This is a genomic window from Niveispirillum irakense DSM 11586 (genome assembly GCF_000429645.1).
Taxonomy (GTDB): Bacteria; Pseudomonadota; Alphaproteobacteria; order Azospirillales; family Azospirillaceae; genus Niveispirillum; species Niveispirillum irakense.
Map to the genome: position 1 here is coordinate 83,525 of NZ_AUCG01000021.1, position 16,221 is coordinate 99,745.

Here is a 16,221-nt window from a genome sequence, read left to right on the forward strand (position 1 = left end):
GTATCAAGAAGGTGCTGCCCCCTTTTCCGGACCCCGCCCATGCCCGCCTTCCCCACCTGTTTCACCCCCGGCCAGAAACCATTTCTCATCGCGGAACTGTCGGGCAACCATAATGGCGATATTGACCGGGCCAAGCGACTGATTGATGCCGCCAAGGAAGCTGGGGCCGATGCGGCCAAGCTACAGACCTATACGGCCGACACAATCACGCTGGATGTGGACCGACCGGAATTCAAACTGGAAGGCGGGTTGTGGGCCGGGCGCACCCTGCACGCGCTTTACCGTGAGGCGCACACGCCCTGGGAATGGCATGGCGAACTGTTCGCCCATGCTGCATCCATCGATCTGCCCATCTTCTCCAGCCCGTTCGACCCGACAGCGATCGACTTTCTGGAAAGCCTGGGGGCACCTGCCTACAAGATCGCCAGTTTTGAGTTGATCGACCTGCCGCTGGTGGAAAAGGCGGCGCGTACCGGCAAGCCTATCATCATGTCCACCGGCATGGCCTCGCTGGGGGAAATCGCCGAAGCCGTGGCGACCGTGCGCGGGGTAGGAAACGATAATCTCTGCCTGCTCCATTGCGTGTCTGGCTACCCAACCCCGGTGGAAGACTGCGACCTGCGCACCATCCCCCATCTGGCCCAGGCGTTCGACGTGCCGGTGGGTCTGTCCGACCATACAATGGGGGTGGCCGTGCCCGTGGCCGCCGTGGCGCTGGGGGCGGTGGTGATCGAAAAACATTTCACCCTGGCCCGCGCCGATGGCGGGCCAGATGCCGCCTTTTCCCTGGAGCCGGCGGAATTTCGCGCCATGGCCGATGCCTGCGCCGCCGCCCATGCCGCCCTGGGCAGCATTTCCTATGCGTTGAAACCCAGCGAGGCGGGCGGGCGCACCTTCCGTCGTTCGCTCTACATCACGGCGGATGTCGCGGCGGGCGAGGTGCTGAGTGACAGCAATGTCCGCTCCGTTCGGCCCGGCCTGGGCCTGGCGCCTAAATATCTGCCCGATGTGCTGGGCCGCCGCGCCACCCGCGCCTTGACGCGGGGTGAGCCGCTGGACTGGACCATGCTGGGGCCGAAAGGCTGAAAGGGGCGGGAGAATGGGAAAGCCGCGCATCATCGGCATCACCCAGGCCCGCATGGGCTCCACCCGCCTGCCCGGCAAGGTCTTGATGCCGGCAGCGGGTAAGCCCTTGCTGGATTGGCAGCTTGACCGGCTGGCCCGCTGCCGTACGCTAGATAGCCTGATTGTCGCCACCAGCGACCTGCCCGGTGACGATGCGCTGGCCGACCATGCCGCCCGGCTGGGCGTGGGTGTGTTCCGGGGCAGTGAAACCGATGTGCTGGATCGTTTCTACCGGGCAGCCCTTGCCGGGAAGGGCGAGATTATTCTGCGCTTCACGGCTGATTGCCCCTTGATCGACCCGGCCCTGATCGACACGCTGGTGGCCTATTTTCAGCAGCATGATTTCGATTATGCCGCCATTGATGTGGCCCGCTTTCCGCGGGGGCTGGATGCCGAGATCGTCACCATGGCAGCCCTGGAAACCGCGTGGCGGGAGGCGAAAGCCCCGTTTGAGCGGGAGCATGTCATGCCCTTTCTCTGGCAACGACCGGAAAGGTTCCGCCTGGGTTATCTCACCCATCCGGAGATCATCGGCATAGGCGATACGCCCTGGCGCTGGTGCGTGGATACGGAACAGGATTTCGCCCTGGTATGCCAGTTGCTTGAGCAATTGCGCGACCGCCCTGGCTTCGGCTGGCGCGATGGCGACATGTTGATGCGGACCCATCCGGAATGGGTGGCGATAAACCGCGATGTGGTGCAGAAAGCCCTGCCCGATAAAGGAGAAGAACAATGACGCGCGCTGACTTCCTGAAGGCCCTGGACGAGATGCTGGAACTGGACCCCGGTACGCTGACGGGGGACGAGGCGCTGGACAGCCTGGATAGCTGGGACAGTCTGGCCGTGATCAGCTTCATCGCCCTGGTGGATGAGCATTTCGACAAAGTGGTGGCCGGCGAGGATCTGGCCAAGGCCAAGAGCATCAACGACCTGCTGGCGCTGGCCGGTGTCGCCTGACACGCCCCTGCCGGCCGCTGATGCCGGGCGCGCCCGCACCGGGAAACGCCCGCGTCGGCACAGGCTGATGCTGGATGACGGCCCCGCCTCCTGGCTGGAAACCGAGGGGGTGGCCGGCGTGCCCCTGGTCCTGCTGCATGGGCTGGGGGGCGATGCGCTGACTTGGCAATATAACGTCACTGCCTTTGCCGCCGGAGAGCGGAAGGTGTTGGCGCTGGATTTGCCCGGCCATGGTGCCTCCACCCTTCAGGTGGGAGAGGCGCGCGTGGCCGATCTGGCGGATTGGGTGGATGCGCTGCTGGACCGTCTGGGCCTGGGACGGGTCGATCTTGTCGGCCACTCCTTAGGCGCGCGTGTGGCCCTGGATCTGGCCCATCGGCCTGGCAGGGTGCGACGGGCCAGCCTGCTGGCCTGCGCCGGGCTGGGCAGCGACCTGGATTATGACTTTCTGGACCGGCTGGCAATGGCGGCAGACATTGCTCAAGCCCGCGCCGTGGCCGGCGCGCTGTTCGCAAGGCCGGATAATCTGGTGGAACCGCTGGCCCGTGCCCTGGCCCTGCGCATGGCCGATGCTGGTGCGCGCAGGGCGGTTCAGGCCATCCTGACCGCGAACCGGCATGATCTGGGTGCCCCGCTGATCCGACGGGACTGGGCACCGCCCGGTGTGGCCTTACAGCTTGTCTGGGGGGCGGAGGATCGGATCGTGCCGCCCCCGCCGCCCGGCCTGATCCCCGGCAATATTCCGCTGCATCTGCTGGACGCGACCGGCCATATGCCGCATGTGGAAGCGGCCAGCCGCGTTAATGAACTGGTTCGGAGTTTTCATTCATGAGCGAGCAGAATGCCGCGCTGCTGACCCTGATCGGGCAGGAAGTCAACCGCATCCTGGCGGACAAGGGGGAGGCGCCAGTGGCGATCAGCGCCGATACAGTTTTTCTGGACGGGCCCTTGCCCTTCGATTCGCTGGATCTGGCCACGTTGATCGTGGCCTTGGAAGGGGTCACCGGGAAAGACCCGTTCCGCAGTGGCTTCCGCCAATTCACCAAAGCGGGCGAGCTGGCAGCCCTTTACGCCGATGTTTGAGAGCATGCCCAGCACCGGCGAACTGGTCGGCGGCGCGGTCCTGCTTTACCTGCTGCTGCTGGCCCGCAGTGCCTGGAAACAGGGGGAGTTCAAGCAGTATCTCTGGGGGCTGGTGATCGTCATCGGTATCATCGGCTTTATCGGTCTGGTGATCTGGGGCTGGATCGCACTGAAGGGGTAAGGTCGCAAACGTGATGGTTGATCTGGCCGCTCCGCCCTGGCTTCACCCGGATGCCTGCATTATTCAGGAGGGGCGCTGTTGCGATGCTTTGGCGTTGCAGCAGATGGCCCACGCCATCCAGCCCCCCGCCAACCGCCCCCTGGCCGTTGACGGGTATGATCTTCCTCTCCTGGCAGCACACCTGATCGCCGTGTGGCAGCGGGAAATACCCCTGACCTTACTTCGTGGGGGCTTGCCAGCCCCGGAATCCTGTCCTGAAAGCGGCGCCACCCTGGTGCTGGAAAGCTCCGGGACCACCGGCACGCCCAAACGAATCGCCAAGCCCTTCGCCCCCCTGCTGGCCGGGATCGGCAAGGCAGGGGAGAGCGGGGGCGGGCGCTGGTTGCTCACCTATGATGCCTGCGGCTTTGCCGGCCTGCAGGTGCTGCTGACAGTATTGGCCGGCGGCGGTACGCTGATCGCCGCACCGGGGGTCGATCTGCCCAGCCTGGCCCGGCTGGCACAAGTCGAAACGGTGACCCATATTTCCGCCACGCCCAGCTTCTGGCGCGGGCTGCTGCTGACCGGGCAATGCCCGCCGCTGAAGGCCATTACGCTGGGCGGGGAGGCCGCTGACCAGCCCTTGCTGGACGCGCTGGCCGACCGTTTTCCCCAGGCCCGCATCCGCCATATCTATGCCAGCACGGAACAGGGCCGGCTGTTCAGCGTGACCGACGGACGCGCCGGCTTTCCCGCTTCCTGGCTGGCGGTTCCGCCCCCCGGTTGCCCTGCACTGTCCATCCAGGATGGCACGCTTCACGCAGGGTGTGCAGATACCGGCGACAGGGTGACACTGGCCGGGGACCGGGTGCTTTTCCAGGGCCGGGCGGACCTGACCATCAATGTCGGCGGCACCAAGGTCGATCCCCTTTTGGCCGAAGCGCGCCTGATGGCGCTGCCTTGGGTGCGCGATGCCATTGTCTATGCCATCCCCAGCCCCATCACCGGGCAGTTGCTGGCGGCCGATCTGCTATTATCACCGGAACGGGCACCGGAAAACTGGCGGGCCACCGTCAACGGGGCGCTGGGCGACCTGCCCCCACCGGCCCGGCCCCGCCGGTTAAGGCTTGTGGACCATATTGCGCTTCTGCCCTCGGGCAAAAAGCGTCGCATCGCGGAGGAAACATGAAGCGCCATGTCATCGTGACCGGCGGTAGCCGGGGCCTGGGGCTGGCCATCGTGACGTCGCTTCTGGACGCTGGTTATCGGGTCTCCACCTGCAGCCGCAGCCTGGGCGACGCGCTGCCCCCGCTGCTGGAAGCCCACGGGGATGATCTGTTCTGGCATCAGGCGGATATTGGTGATGCGGCCAGCACTGAAGGCTTCATCCAGGCGGCAATCGCAAAATTGGGTGTGCCCTGGGGGCTGATCAACAATGCCGGCATCGCCCGCGAGGGCATCCTGGCGACTTTGCCGCTGGTGGAGGTCGACCGGTTGATCCAGACCAACCTGACCGGCTCAATCCAGACGGCCCGTGCCGTGCTCCGCCAGATGCTGGCGCGGGGTGGCGGCGGGCGCATCATCAATATCTCCTCCATCATCGGGCAGCGCGGCTATACCGGCCTTGCCGCCTATGCCGCCACCAAGGCAGGGCTGGACGGCCTGACCCGCGCCCTGGCACGGGAAGTGGGGCGCCGCCGGATAACGGTGAACAGTGTGGCACCGGGCTATCTGGACACGGAGATGTCGGGTACGCTATCCGCCGGTCAGCGGGACCAGATCGTGCGGCGCACGCCCTTGGGGCGTCTGGGCACCGCGGCCGATGTGGTACCGGCGATCCTGTTCCTGCTGGGCGATGGGGCCGCCTTCATCACTGGCCAGACTTTGACCATTGATGGCGGTATCGGCTGCTGAGCGCAGCAAAAGGGGAGGAGAGCTGAGCATGGCGCAGGCCCGTCTCAACGGTATCGCGTTACGCGGCATCGTCTCCGCCTTGCCGACACGGGTGGAGGGGGTGGCCGATCTGGCTGCCCGGTTCGGCGCCGATCAGGCCGCCCGCATCGCCAATGCCACTGGCATCCACCGCCGCCATATCGCCCGCGACGGGCAATGCCTGTCCGATCTGGCCCTGCCCGCCGCCAGGGAGTTGCTGACGGGCCTGGGCTGGGCGCCGAACAGTATCGACCTGTTGATCGTGGTGACGCAGACACCTGACCATCCCTTGCCCGCCACGGCCTGCCTGCTGCAGGAAAAGCTGGGCCTGGGCCGGCATTGCGCTGCCTTCGATATGGGAATGGGCTGCTCGGGCTATATTTACGGGCTGTGGAGTGCGGCCAGCCTGCTGACTGGCATGGGGCGGGGACGCTGCCTGCTGGTGGCGGGGGATATTACCAGCCGGACACTCGACCCTGCCGACCGGGGTACAGCCCCGCTATTCGGTGATGCCGTCACGGTGACAGCGCTGGAAATCGACCGAACAGCAGGCCCTCTACTCGTTGACCTGGGCAGCGATGGGACCGGCGCGCCCTATCTGATCAAGCAGCGGGGCGGAATGCGCAACCCGGAGGGGCCGATGCTGTTCATGGATGGCACCCAGGTCTTCGCTTTCACCCTGCGGGAAGTGCCTAAAGCCATCGCCGCAACACTGGATGCCGCCGGCCTTGCCATGGCCGATATCGACCATGTGGTGCTGCACCAGGCGAATGAGATGATGTTGAAGCGTCTGGGCCAAAAGATTGGTGCCAGTGCCGAACAGCTTGTGCTGGCATTGCAGGATCGCGGCAATACCAGTTCCGCCACCATCCCGCTGGCAATCACCGACAGCCTCGCCACTTCTCTTCGGTCCGGTCCACGCCAGTTGTTGCTGAGCGGATTTGGGGTGGGATGGTCCTGGGGTACTGCCCTGTGGCAGGTAGGGTCTGTGCCCGGCCCCTGCCACACGATTCTGGTAGAGTGATCAGTCAGTAGAGGTGGCTGGCTTGCGGCGCAGCTTTGTCACGATCACAGGCGCCCGCGGGGGTGATGCCCCGTCACCTTCCGCATTCACCTTCCCGGCCCCTGGCTCGGGCGTGAACAGGCGGCGGCAAATCTTCAGCGCGCGATAGTAATTCCCTTCGCGCACCAGCGTCTCCACATCGTCAAACAGACCCTGTTCGCCCGGATTGGACAGACGCGCCTCATTCAGAATGAGGTCGAATTTCGCCATGTTGGGTTGGGCATCTTCGGGGAAGATGTAGATGAGCTGGATGATGAAATAGAGTTTCTTCTCAATCGTATCACATTGTTCTTCCTTGAGAATTTCCCGCCCGCGCAGAAAATTCACCTTGTTGTAGAAGAACAGGGATACGGGATGATCGCCGATGCCGATGACGGCACCATTCACGATCAGTTTCTCTCCCGGACGTAAGACAAGCTTCAAAGGCACGATGGATATCCCGGCGCGCGAATCGACAAAGGGCAAAAACGCCCCCTATCACCTATGACACCCGGCCCCTGCCGGTCACGGAAAAACGGTCGCCATCCTCGATTTTTCTCCGAACGACGAAAAGGGAACCCTGAAAAAGAGAACGGCGGGCTTGCGCCCGCCGTTCCCCGTAACATCCCACCGATCGAAGCGGATTAGAACAACCGCAGGATCGACTGCTGGGCCTGGTTGGCCAGCGAGAGGGAGATCGTGCCCAACTGCTGACGCGTCTGCAACAGCAGCAGGTTTGCACCTTCCTCATTCTGGTCAGCCTGGATCAGCTTGTTGCTGCCTTCGACCAGCACGTTCGAGAACTCATCCGTGAAGCTTTCACGCGTCTGGATGACATTCAGGTTGGTGCTGAGCGACTGCGAAGCCGAGCGCAGACCCTGCGTCGCATAGTCCAGGCTGGCCACGGCCTTGTCGATATCGGCGCGGTCCATGAAGCCATTCTGGGCATAGTCGATACGCAGACCCTGGCCATTGGTCGTGACGTTCTGGCTCAGCACATTGATCGAGCTGGTATTGTCGCTGTTGAACTGGACATTCAGATCGTTCTCGGTGCTGGCATCCGTCCGCTGCGTGGTGGTCAGGTTCGCCGTCTTCTGCGCCGTTGCCGCGTTCAGAATCTCCTTGGCATCCACTTCCACACGCACCGTACCGCTGGCGAAGGTGAAGGAGTTCTCACCATCCGACAGTTTGGCATTGCCGCGATCATTGGTACCCGAACGGCTGACAGTGACGCCATTGAGGTTGGTCGCGGAGATTTCGATGTCGACATTCTTTTCGATTGTCGAAACCTTGTTCGCCGAACCGCCCAGAGCCGACAGGTCCTTCGCATTCACATCGAACGACACTGTGGTACCGGACGAGAAGGTCACCGAAATGCTCTTCTGCTCCGAGTTACCGGTCGTGGCGCTGACAGTAAAGCTGTTGGCGGTACCGGACAGACCAGATGCCGCGCTGATGGTAAAGGCACCACTGGCAGCCGCACCAACTGTAAACTTGGCCGTGTCGAGACCAGTGTTCACCAGATCGCGAAGCTTGGAGGCAACGTTGGCCTGGCGAGTGCTGGCATCCAGATCCGCGCCGGTACCTGCGTCGAACAGATCCTCAGCAGCAGCCTTATAGGTGAAGGACTGACCATTCACCGTTGCGGTGAACGTATCGCCTTCTTCGATCGTGCCACTGATCTTGACCTGAGACACCTGCGCCGTAGAGGTCGCGCCAGCGGTCTGCAGGGTAGCCGTCGCACTCTGCGTATTGTCGAAGAACTTGAAGGTGCGGCTCTCACCGCCTTCAGAGACCACGACGGTACGCTCACGACCTTCATTGCCGCGCATCTCGATCGTGATGTCGGAGAAATTGCCGGCGGTGGCGGAGAGCTTGCCGGAAACCTTCAACGACGCCAGACCGCGGTCACGTTCGGCAGCGGCGATATCGTCCAGATTGCCGCTGACGTTACCCGTACCAGAGACCTTGACGGAATAGGTATCGGCGCTGACCACGTTGGTCACGCGGCTGCTGGACAGACCGGAGATGGAGTTAACGGCCTTGCGGCTGTCAGCCGTGCTATCCAAATTCTTGCCATTGCCGGCCAGCAGGTTCTTGCCAGCATAACCGCTATCACCAACGATCTTGTCGATCTGGTCCTTGATGCGGTTGAACTGCTCGGCCAAGCCCTTGCGGGTTGCGATGGAAGCAGCGTCAGTGCCCAGGCTGGAGTAAGCGGAAGCAGTGATACCCTTGGCCTGTTCCACCAGATCCTGGATCGCCGAGATACCCTTGTCGCCAGCCTGGATGGTGCTGATCGACTGGCCCATGGCCTCCTTGAGGCTGGACAGGTCGCCGGCGCGAGTGGACAGGTTCTTCGCAGCGAAGAACTGGTTCGGGCCGTCAAGGGCGCTGTTGACCTTGTTACCCGTTGCCAGCTTCTGCTGGATGTTCTCGACCTGCTTGTTCGTCTTCTGCAGCAGCAGAAGGTTGGAACGCATGCCAGAGCTGAGATTGACGTCGCTAGAAGACATAGTTTCTCTCCTTTGGAGCTATATGAGTATCCGAATTTTTCGGACTACAGTCAGAGAACACCCGTTCCTAAACCCCGTCAAGCGGAATCACCGATCGCCTACCGACCTATCCGCAGGGTCAGGTCACGTGCCAGATTGGCCACCGGCGCCTGCCAGTCGCCCGGTCGCTCCTGACGGTAAAGCCGCGTGGCCGGGTACCAGGGCGTATCAGCCCGACCGATCTGCCAGCGCCAATCGGGGCAGAAGGGCAGCAGCAATGCCACCGGCAGGCCCAGCGCGCCGGCAAGATGGGCCGGCATGGTGCAACTGGTGACTAGCAGGTCGAGAGTGGCGAGAATCGCAGCACTGTCTGCAATATCCCCCTGGCCGCCCAAATCCAGGGTGTGGGACGGTAGAGATATGCCTTGCAGGTCCCCCCTCCCCTCACCATGCTGCAGGATCACAGGCGTAATCCCTGGCAGGGAAAAAAGAGGAAGAAGCGGCCCCAGCCGGGGTGATCTTGCATGGTCGCCGGGGAAAGCGGGGTTGCCAGCCCAGACGAAGCCGACCTTTAATCCCTGCGCCGCCCCAACAATCGGTCCCCAGCGCGCCGTCAAGGCTGGATCGGGATGGAGATAGGGCATCGGCCCCGGCACATGGTCCGCTTCCGTCACAAACAGCTCGGCCAAGCCCATACAGGGGATCTGGGCATCCACGGGCGGAGGCGCTGCCCCCTCGTCCAGCATCGACACCTGATCGAACCATCCCCCCGTCATCAGGCGCTGCAAAGCCAGCGGTCGCTGCAGCACGACATTCACCCCGGCTTCAAGCAGAAACGGGATGAAACGCAGCACCATGATCACATCGCCCAAACCCTGCTCGACCGTAATCAATATCCGGTGGCCATGACGGGGCCGGCCCGCCAGCAGCGGCACACCAAAAGGCAGCCGGTCCAGCGCCGGAAAACTGGGCCTGTGGTGATGCAATGCCCATCCATCAACCATTTTCCCCTGCAGCAGCAATGACTGACAGAGGTTCCATCCGGCGCGCCGCCGGGTCTGACCGGCATCCCGATCCGGCTGGCGCAGCGCAAACCGCCACGCATCCGCCGCCTGGCGCCAGTGACCGGCCGCATGCAAGACGGACCCAAGCGCATTCCAATGCGCCCCATCCTGCGGAGAGAGGGCGCTGGCGCGACGCAATGCGCGGGCAGCACCGCGCAGGTCGCCTGTCATACGCAAGCTCAATCCCAGATTATGCCAAGCACCGGCCAAGCCGGGATCAAGACGCGTGGCACCGGCATAGGCCGCAGCCGCTTCTTCATGCGCCCCAGCCGCCCGGTGGGCGGTACCAGCCAGCATCCAGAGTGCCGGCAGACCGGGATGCAGATGGATAGCCGTCTCGAAAGCCGCAGCCGCAGCCGCCGGTTGTGATAGGCGCATCAAGGCATTACCGCGTTGCGCTGGCCCATTGGGGTTGCAGGCATCAAGGGCAATAGCCCGATCTGCGAGGACAAGTGCGCCTTCGGCGTCGCCCCCCGTCAGGCATTGCTCCGCCTGGATCAGCAGTGCCGCCGCCTGGGCAGCTGCATGCGGCCCTCCACCAGGGCGGCCCCGCGATATTTGCCCTTTGCCCATATGTCCCCGCCGCACGAAACCCTCATTGCTATAGCATCGGAATGCCGACGCTCATAGCCAGCGGGCGATGGTTGAGCCTGGATCAAGTGGGGTTGGGATCAAAGATAAGCAGACGGGCGTGGTGAAGGTCGCTCAAGCGACCACATTCACCGGAGCAGGCGCAGCAGCGGCGCCAGATGTCGCCCCACCCGTCGAGCCGGAAGATGGTGATGTGCCATTGCCGACAGTGGAGGCCGGAACGGGCGCCGGCGCGCTGCCGGTGGCATCGCTATCGCCGGGCGAAGAAGCGGTGGCGCGGTCTTGCGCAATGTCGGGGGCAGCACCCATCTTGTCCCGCCCGCGCAACTGATATTCGCGCACGACCCGCTCCGACGGATACTGGGTCTCAACATCGCCACTTTCGCTATTGCGGAACTGCAGGACAGCGATGGCAGCATCGCTGTCGTAAGAAAGGACGGGGCTGATATAGGGAAGCTGAACAGATCGGGGCGCTTCAGAAGGAGCAGACTCCACCCGTGCCGCAGCAGGATTTATTGCTGGCGGTTGATAGGATGTCGCGCTGCGGATTCCCTCTACGAGCATGATGGCATACCCACTGCTAAGCACTTTTACCCTAGCATGGATAAGTGCGACCGCCAAACAAAACTTTCAAATGCAGGTCCAGGCCAAGGAATCAAAACGGAATCATCGACTTGATTATGGCCGCCCCTGTTCTATCAGCCACAAGGTTGCAATAGAGCCGCTTACATGACGCGCCAAATCAACCAACATGAATACATTCACCCGTGCTGGTCAGATACAATGAATTCCAAACTATCTGTCAGATCGGCAATGGTGGGACGCCAATCACCCCAACGTTGCTGACGGAAAAGGCGCAGGCTGGGATACCAAGGGCTGTCGTCTCGGGATCGCAACCAACGCCAGCACCCGTCGAAGCGTGACAAGACCCAAACCGGGCGCCCCAAGGCCCCGGCAAGATGAATAACCGCAGTATCCACACCAATAATCAGATCAAGGCCTGCCACCAGGGCAGCCGTGTCGGCAAAATCCCCAAATTGATCCGTCCAATCGATAACGGGAAAAGGCGTTGCGTCCGCCGCCGCCTGGGCAGCGGCGGGGCCCTTTTGCAAACTGATGAAAGTGATGCCGGGAATGGTGCCCAAGGGTGCCAGCATATCCAGGCTGGCACTGCGCCGGCGATCCGTTGCGGTGGCACGCGGGTCATGCGCCCTGGCATCACCCGCCCAGACCAGCCCGACCTTGAAACCAGGCAATGCCGACAACCGCTCCCGCCAGATCGCTGCCCTGTCCTCAGGGACATGGAGATAAGGCACATCCGCGGGAATGCTGGCCAGCGTGCGGGTGCCCAGGCGCAGCGGCAGCCCCATCAATGGGCAGCGCACGGCGATATCAGCCGGCACCGGCGTTCCCAACGCTACCACCGGCACCCTATCAGGCAGGCTTTCCCGGAACAGCCGAACCAGGGCAGGCTGCACCTGCACCAACAGGTGAAGCCCCGCATGGTGCAGAAGATGGACATAGCGGATGAACTGCAAACTGTCGCCATGCCCCTGCTCCGCATGGATCAACAGCCGGCCAGACGGGGGAGCATCCCCTGCCCATACTGGCAGCGCGGCGACATCCGGCGCCAGGGGAAAGCCCGGCATATGCCACCGCCATTCATATTCCCGCCAGCCCTCCGCCATATCCCCGGCGATCAGCCGCGCCTGGGCCCGTTGCCAATGGATGATTGGGTTATCGGGGGCAGCCGCTAAGGCTTGGCGATAACAGTTCTCCGCCCCCTCATCATCCCCCAGATCGCGCAGAACAGTGCCCAGATTGATCAGCGCCGGCAGCAGGCCCGGCTCCAGGGCCAGCGCCTGCTGCAATGCTGCCCGCGCCGCGCTGAGCGCGCCCTGCCCATGCAGGCCGGCGGCCAGGACCACAAGCGCACGCGGCCAATCCGCACGACGCGACAAAAGTGTCTGCGCCGTCACCACCGCTTCGTCAAACAGGCCCAGCGCCACCTGTGCATCCGCCAGCCCCACGCCGGCCCCTTCATGGTCGGGCTGGCGGCGCAGCAAATCAGCAAAACAATCTCGTGCCTTGGCCGGCTGTTCGGTCTGCAGATAGGCCTGCCCCAACCGTTCCAGCATCTCCAGCCGATCAGGTGCCAGTTTGACCGCCAGTTCCAGTGCTGGTACGGCCCCAGGGTCCGCCAAAGCGTTGGCATGGGCGAAGCGGTTATACAGACATGCAGCCAGATTAGCGGCAACCGACCGGTCACCTGGCGCCAGTGTCAGGGCTTGTCGCAGCAGGGGCTCCGCCCTGGCAAAATCGGCCAGCGCTGTATAGATGGCCCCCTGCTCCGCCAAGGCCCCCACATGGTTGGGGTGGGTGGGCAGATAGGCCTGGGCGGCGGCAGCAAAACTGCTGGCCGCATCAGCCATATTACCGGCCTGACGCTGCGCCACACCCAGATTGAACAGCCATTCCCCCTGCCCCGGCCGCATGCGCACGGCGGTACGCAAGCTGCGCAGCGCGGCATCCGCCTTGCCCTGCTGCAGACAGGACATGCCCAGGAAATAATGCACATCCGGCAATGCTGGCGCCTCTGCCAGAACACGGCGATAAAGCGGCTCTGCCGCAGCGGGGTTGCCGGCACGGTGCAGGCTGATCGCCTGGTCCAGCACGTCGTTCAAACCTGTCATGGCAAATTTTCCACTGGCGCCGGCGCCAGGAACCGGGGGCCGACACTGCCCTTGTGCAAGGGGATAGGGGCAACAGCGGTGGGTACTGGCGGGAGAGGTGCAGCAGCAACGGGGGCGGCCGGGGGTGGCGGCAGCCACACCTTTTCATCCCGGACCTGGCGGGCATGGGTGGCACAGCCAGCCAGCATCATTGCCGCCATCAGCGTCAGCGATAAGGCCCGTACTGCCTTCGCATCTGTTCCCACCGGCATCCGTTCCGCCTTTCATGTTTGGCGGACAGATTAGGCCTAGCGGGAAATCTGATCCAGAAAGCTTTCATCCTTAACAACCAGATAGCCATTGCGATAGGTGATGGCCTCAGCTTTCTGGAAGCTCTTCAGCGTTTTATTCACCATTTCACGCGATACGCCCAGCATATTGGCCAGATCTTCCTGGCTGACAAACGTGGCGATTCGCAATCCGCCTTCAGTCTGCCGGCCATATGTCTGCGCCAGCATCAGGATACGTTTGGCCAGACGGCGCGGCACATTGAGGAAAACCGTGTCTTCAATGATGGCGCTGGTCCATCGGACACGCTGGCACAAGACCCCCATCAAACGGATGCAGAGATCGGGGCGCGTCTCCAGAAAGGGCATGAAATCCCGGCGGTCGATACGCAACAACTCACTGGCTTCCTGTGCCATCACGGTAGCGGTCCGCTCCCCCCCGTCCAGCATGGCGATTTCCCCGAACACCGCGCCGGCATCCAGGATATTCAGCAGCATGAGTTTAGCGTCGGGCGATTCCGTCTGCACCGCGACCCGACCACGCAGCAGAACATAAAGACTGTCTCCGGGATCACCCTTGGCGAAAATCCGCTCTTCTGCTGCCACACGCCGGAGGCGGGCGAATTCCAACACCGCCGCCATTTCCGTATCGCTCAACACACCGAACAGGTGATTGCGGCGCAAAAGGTCGATATCAATGGATGTCGCCAATACCCGTTCCTCGCCAGTACCCGCTTGGGGGGCATAGGACCTCAGGATTGGGACTTCCCTGCAAAAATGCAAGTCAAACGGGCACGGACAGAACAGGCTGTGCTACACGGTCCCAATTAAACGTATGTTCAAAGGCGAAGCTGGGCGTGACCTTCAGCGACCCCATCGCCATGCCGTCACGGATATGGGCCAGCAGGGCCAGGGCATCCAGCCTTTTCTGATCAACGTGGCCGCCTTCAGCGATCCAGACCCGCAACCGCTCCAACTCGGCCGCACCAGCCCCTTCCTCCACAGCCTCGCGGAAGACGCGCCCGAAACTACGCTCCCGATAGGGCAGGTCCTTGGCGATCCGTTGAAGCTGCTGGCGCTGGTATGCCGTGATGATGCCCGCCGCGAATGCATCCGACAATGTACGCCGGATATTGACCATGGCTTCCGACAGCATGGGATAGCCGATTTCCCCCGGGCCATGGATGATGGCGACCTCGTCATCATCCTCCAGCCGCCCATCCAGATAAGCGGCGAAGATATCCCCGATCCCGGTCATCCCGAAACTGTGCAGTTCGGCCGCGCGCAATGCCCCCATACTGGCCGCCCCCAGAACCGGGATGCCCCGATGCAGGGCGAACAGGATCTCTTTGTGCCAGACAGAGGGCATGTTGGCGAAATAGCCATCGATGATCGCAATGGCGGCCGGCTGCTCCGTCACGGCGCGCAGCACATCACCCTGGGCCACGGGCGGGCGGTAATCCGCCTCCAGGACACGGCGGGCCTCGCTCACCGGCAGGGTAGGGCCCAGGAAAACGATCACCTGATTGCTCATTGCCATTCTCTCCTTTGCCGGGGCGGAGCGATTTTAAAGACCCGTGATGCAACGGGCACGGGGGCCAAGCGCATAGGTGGGACTGCCGTCCACACCCTCCAGACCCGGCACGATCACCCGCACAACGGGGATGCCGATTTCCGGTCGGGTCAGGTCAACGACAATCACATCCTCAATGCCGACGCGGGCCAGCCGTGTCCGCAGTTCCGCCAGATCGTCCCGCAAGGACTGGCCACGCCACCCCTGGATTGCGTTGAAATCCCGCAGTAACGGGCCAAGCTGGATGCGGGCGAGCCACCTTTCCTGCTCCTGCTCAGACAGGAAATGCTCATACTCTTCCCGCCCCATATCGTCGCGGGCGCCGGAAATGAAGGTGAGCCGGCTTTGCGCCGCTTCCGTCAGGGCGCGGGACAAGGCGATGGCAGGGACCAGATGCGTGCCATAGCCCGACGCCGGACGCACCGAACTCTGCCCCCCGCTGCTGGTCTGAACGATCCGGGCCAGGAAAGTGGGCACGCCGGTATCGGCCGTCATGTCCCAGACGCCAACGGCCACGCCGGCCCGGGCGAACTTGGCCAGAAGGGCGCGGCAGGTCGGGTCGGCAACCGTTTCCAGATCGACGCGCGTTTCTTCCTGCGCCGCTTCGGGCAACAGGTTCCACAAGGTGCGCGCGTCGCGTTCAATCACTTCGCAGAGGCCATGAAGGACGGCCTCAATCCAATGATTGCCGGAAGCCAGCCCGTTGCTGGTCGCCTGGAAGCAGCCATGGCCCGTGGGCAAGGGCAAAGTATAGTTGGTGTGCACCATCTCGTAAGGCACCCAGCAGCCGGTGCCATCCTTCAGATTGGTGCCCTCCGCCCACAGCATCTGGGCATGGGGGGTGTAGAGACTATCCACGTGACAGGGCAGCAGGGCCGGATCGATCAAAGGCAGCGCGTAGCGCAGATCCTCATAAGAACCATGACGCAGGGGAAGCTGTACCCGCTCTGCGTGCCACGCTTCGATTGATTCCATGACCGCCGATGCCTTGGCAGCGGCCAGGCTGGTGCCTTTTCCCTGCGAGACGGCCAGCGACCGGGAATTGGGCCTGTTCACCATCACGACGGGGATGCCGACTGTATCCAGGCCCGTAACATTGGCAACACGGGTGATACCAAAGGCACCCAGCAGCGGGGTGACCTTGGCCAGCGTCTCTTCGGCGGAGACGAGGCGACGCCATTGCGGCGAACCGATGCTGTCCCACTCGGTCTGGCGAACCTGTTCCATCATCTGTCCCTTG

Annotated in this window: 18 protein-coding genes; 9 read left to right on the forward strand and 9 right to left on the reverse strand. The window is 63.1% G+C overall.

Translation table 11 applies throughout. The annotated features are described in order from the left end of the window. The first annotated feature begins 39 nt into the window (after window positions 1-39). The 9 genes from pseI to G473_RS0109440 are packed head-to-tail and all read left to right on the forward strand — an operon-like array spanning window position 40 to window position 6,281. Window positions 40-1,086, forward strand: a complete 1,047-nt coding sequence (gene pseI, locus G473_RS0109400; RefSeq protein WP_029012896.1) for a pseudaminic acid synthase — start codon at window positions 40-42, stop codon at window positions 1,084-1,086. Window positions 1,087-1,099: 13 nt separating this feature from the next. Beyond that, window positions 1,100-1,861, forward strand: coding sequence for a cytidylyltransferase domain-containing protein (locus G473_RS0109405; RefSeq protein ID WP_029012897.1), 762 nt, complete (start codon window positions 1,100-1,102; stop codon window positions 1,859-1,861). After that, a complete protein-coding gene (locus tag G473_RS0109410; RefSeq protein WP_029012898.1) occupies window positions 1,858-2,082 on the forward strand; it encodes a phosphopantetheine-binding protein in 225 nt (74 codons plus the stop codon). Before G473_RS0109405 ends, G473_RS0109410 begins: the two co-directional genes overlap by 4 nt. Then, window positions 2,072-2,914, forward strand: coding sequence for an alpha/beta fold hydrolase (locus G473_RS26050; RefSeq protein WP_161630963.1), 843 nt, complete (start codon window positions 2,072-2,074; stop codon window positions 2,912-2,914). Before G473_RS0109410 ends, G473_RS26050 begins: the two co-directional genes overlap by 11 nt. Continuing rightward, window positions 2,911-3,165 (forward strand): hypothetical protein, encoded by a 255-nt coding sequence (locus tag G473_RS0109420; RefSeq protein ID WP_029012899.1) that lies wholly within the window; start codon window positions 2,911-2,913, stop codon window positions 3,163-3,165. Before G473_RS26050 ends, G473_RS0109420 begins: the two co-directional genes overlap by 4 nt. A 4-nt stretch (window positions 3,166-3,169) precedes the next feature. Beyond that, window positions 3,170-3,346 (forward strand): hypothetical protein, encoded by a 177-nt coding sequence (locus G473_RS30760; protein WP_169728474.1) that lies wholly within the window; start codon window positions 3,170-3,172, stop codon window positions 3,344-3,346. Between the two features lie 13 nt (window positions 3,347-3,359). Then, window positions 3,360-4,514, forward strand: a complete 1,155-nt coding sequence (locus tag G473_RS0109430) for an AMP-binding protein (RefSeq protein ID WP_035706423.1) — start codon at window positions 3,360-3,362, stop codon at window positions 4,512-4,514. Beyond that, window positions 4,511-5,239 (forward strand): SDR family NAD(P)-dependent oxidoreductase, encoded by a 729-nt coding sequence (locus G473_RS0109435; protein ID WP_029012901.1) that lies wholly within the window; start codon window positions 4,511-4,513, stop codon window positions 5,237-5,239. Before G473_RS0109430 ends, G473_RS0109435 begins: the two co-directional genes overlap by 4 nt. A gap of 28 nt (window positions 5,240-5,267) precedes the next feature. Beyond that, the gene (locus G473_RS0109440) at window positions 5,268-6,281 is read left to right on the forward strand and encodes a 3-oxoacyl-ACP synthase III family protein (protein ID WP_029012902.1); all 1,014 of its coding nucleotides are present in this window, start codon (window positions 5,268-5,270) and stop codon (window positions 6,279-6,281) included. Here the strand turns inward: G473_RS0109440 and G473_RS0109445 are convergent, their stop codons facing one another. The 9 genes from G473_RS0109445 to G473_RS0109480 all read right to left on the reverse strand — a co-directional run bounded on the left by G473_RS0109445 (window position 6,282) and on the right by G473_RS0109480 (window position 16,211). Further along, complete coding sequence (locus G473_RS0109445; RefSeq protein ID WP_029012903.1) at window positions 6,282-6,749, reverse strand: flagellar biosynthesis repressor FlbT; 468 nt, start codon at window positions 6,747-6,749, stop codon at window positions 6,282-6,284. A gap of 194 nt (window positions 6,750-6,943) precedes the next feature. Beyond that, window positions 6,944-8,815, reverse strand: coding sequence for a flagellin N-terminal helical domain-containing protein (locus tag G473_RS0109450; protein ID WP_029012904.1), 1,872 nt, complete (start codon window positions 8,813-8,815; stop codon window positions 6,944-6,946). Window positions 8,816-8,913: 98 nt separating this feature from the next. Further along, on the reverse strand, window positions 8,914-10,431 hold the full coding sequence (locus G473_RS26055) for a tetratricopeptide repeat protein (RefSeq protein WP_051330087.1): 1,518 nt from the start codon (window positions 10,429-10,431) through the stop codon (window positions 8,914-8,916). A 132-nt stretch (window positions 10,432-10,563) separates the two neighbouring features. Then, a complete protein-coding gene (locus tag G473_RS30270) occupies window positions 10,564-11,013 on the reverse strand; it encodes a hypothetical protein (RefSeq protein ID WP_154667336.1) in 450 nt (149 codons plus the stop codon). Between the two features lie 197 nt (window positions 11,014-11,210). Further along, a complete protein-coding gene (locus tag G473_RS0109460; RefSeq protein WP_029012905.1) occupies window positions 11,211-13,142 on the reverse strand; it encodes a tetratricopeptide repeat protein in 1,932 nt (643 codons plus the stop codon). Further along, the gene (locus G473_RS0109465) at window positions 13,139-13,393 is read right to left on the reverse strand and encodes a hypothetical protein (protein ID WP_029012906.1); all 255 of its coding nucleotides are present in this window, start codon (window positions 13,391-13,393) and stop codon (window positions 13,139-13,141) included. Before G473_RS0109465 ends, G473_RS0109460 begins: the two co-directional genes overlap by 4 nt. A gap of 36 nt (window positions 13,394-13,429) precedes the next feature. Then, a complete protein-coding gene (locus tag G473_RS0109470) occupies window positions 13,430-14,119 on the reverse strand; it encodes a Crp/Fnr family transcriptional regulator (RefSeq protein ID WP_029012907.1) in 690 nt (229 codons plus the stop codon). Window positions 14,120-14,192: 73 nt separating this feature from the next. After that, the gene (locus G473_RS0109475) at window positions 14,193-14,942 is read right to left on the reverse strand and encodes a TfuA-like protein (RefSeq protein WP_245580026.1); all 750 of its coding nucleotides are present in this window, start codon (window positions 14,940-14,942) and stop codon (window positions 14,193-14,195) included. Window positions 14,943-14,975: 33 nt separating this feature from the next. After that, the gene (locus G473_RS0109480) at window positions 14,976-16,211 is read right to left on the reverse strand and encodes a YcaO-like family protein (protein ID WP_029012909.1); all 1,236 of its coding nucleotides are present in this window, start codon (window positions 16,209-16,211) and stop codon (window positions 14,976-14,978) included. Window positions 16,212-16,221: the final 10 nt, after the last annotated feature.

Bases quoted from the DNA above. Each gene is read 5' to 3' on its own strand.
- pseI (WP_029012896.1), top strand. From the start codon at position 40: ATGCCCGCCTTCCCCACCTGTTTCACCCCCGGCCAGAAACCATTTCTC.
- G473_RS0109405 (WP_029012897.1), top strand. From the start codon at position 1,100: ATGGGAAAGCCGCGCATCATCGGCATCACCCAGGCCCGCATGGGCTCC.
- G473_RS0109410 (WP_029012898.1), top strand. From the start codon at position 1,858: ATGACGCGCGCTGACTTCCTGAAGGCCCTGGACGAGATGCTGGAACTG.
- G473_RS0109420 (WP_029012899.1), top strand. From the start codon at position 2,911: ATGAGCGAGCAGAATGCCGCGCTGCTGACCCTGATCGGGCAGGAAGTC.
- G473_RS30760 (WP_169728474.1), top strand. From the start codon at position 3,170: ATGCCCAGCACCGGCGAACTGGTCGGCGGCGCGGTCCTGCTTTACCTG.
- G473_RS0109430 (WP_035706423.1), top strand. From the start codon at position 3,360: ATGGTTGATCTGGCCGCTCCGCCCTGGCTTCACCCGGATGCCTGCATT.
- G473_RS0109435 (WP_029012901.1), top strand. From the start codon at position 4,511: ATGAAGCGCCATGTCATCGTGACCGGCGGTAGCCGGGGCCTGGGGCTG.
- G473_RS0109440 (WP_029012902.1), top strand. From the start codon at position 5,268: ATGGCGCAGGCCCGTCTCAACGGTATCGCGTTACGCGGCATCGTCTCC.
- G473_RS0109450 (WP_029012904.1), bottom strand. From the start codon at position 8,815: ATGTCTTCTAGCGACGTCAATCTCAGCTCTGGCATGCGTTCCAACCTT.
- G473_RS26055 (WP_051330087.1), bottom strand. From the start codon at position 10,431: ATGGGCAAAGGGCAAATATCGCGGGGCCGCCCTGGTGGAGGGCCGCAT.
- G473_RS30270 (WP_154667336.1), bottom strand. From the start codon at position 11,013: ATGCTCGTAGAGGGAATCCGCAGCGCGACATCCTATCAACCGCCAGCA.
- G473_RS0109460 (WP_029012905.1), bottom strand. From the start codon at position 13,142: ATGACAGGTTTGAACGACGTGCTGGACCAGGCGATCAGCCTGCACCGT.
- G473_RS0109465 (WP_029012906.1), bottom strand. From the start codon at position 13,393: ATGCCGGTGGGAACAGATGCGAAGGCAGTACGGGCCTTATCGCTGACG.
- G473_RS0109475 (WP_245580026.1), bottom strand. From the start codon at position 14,942: ATGAGCAATCAGGTGATCGTTTTCCTGGGCCCTACCCTGCCGGTGAGC.
- G473_RS0109480 (WP_029012909.1), bottom strand. From the start codon at position 16,211: ATGATGGAACAGGTTCGCCAGACCGAGTGGGACAGCATCGGTTCGCCG.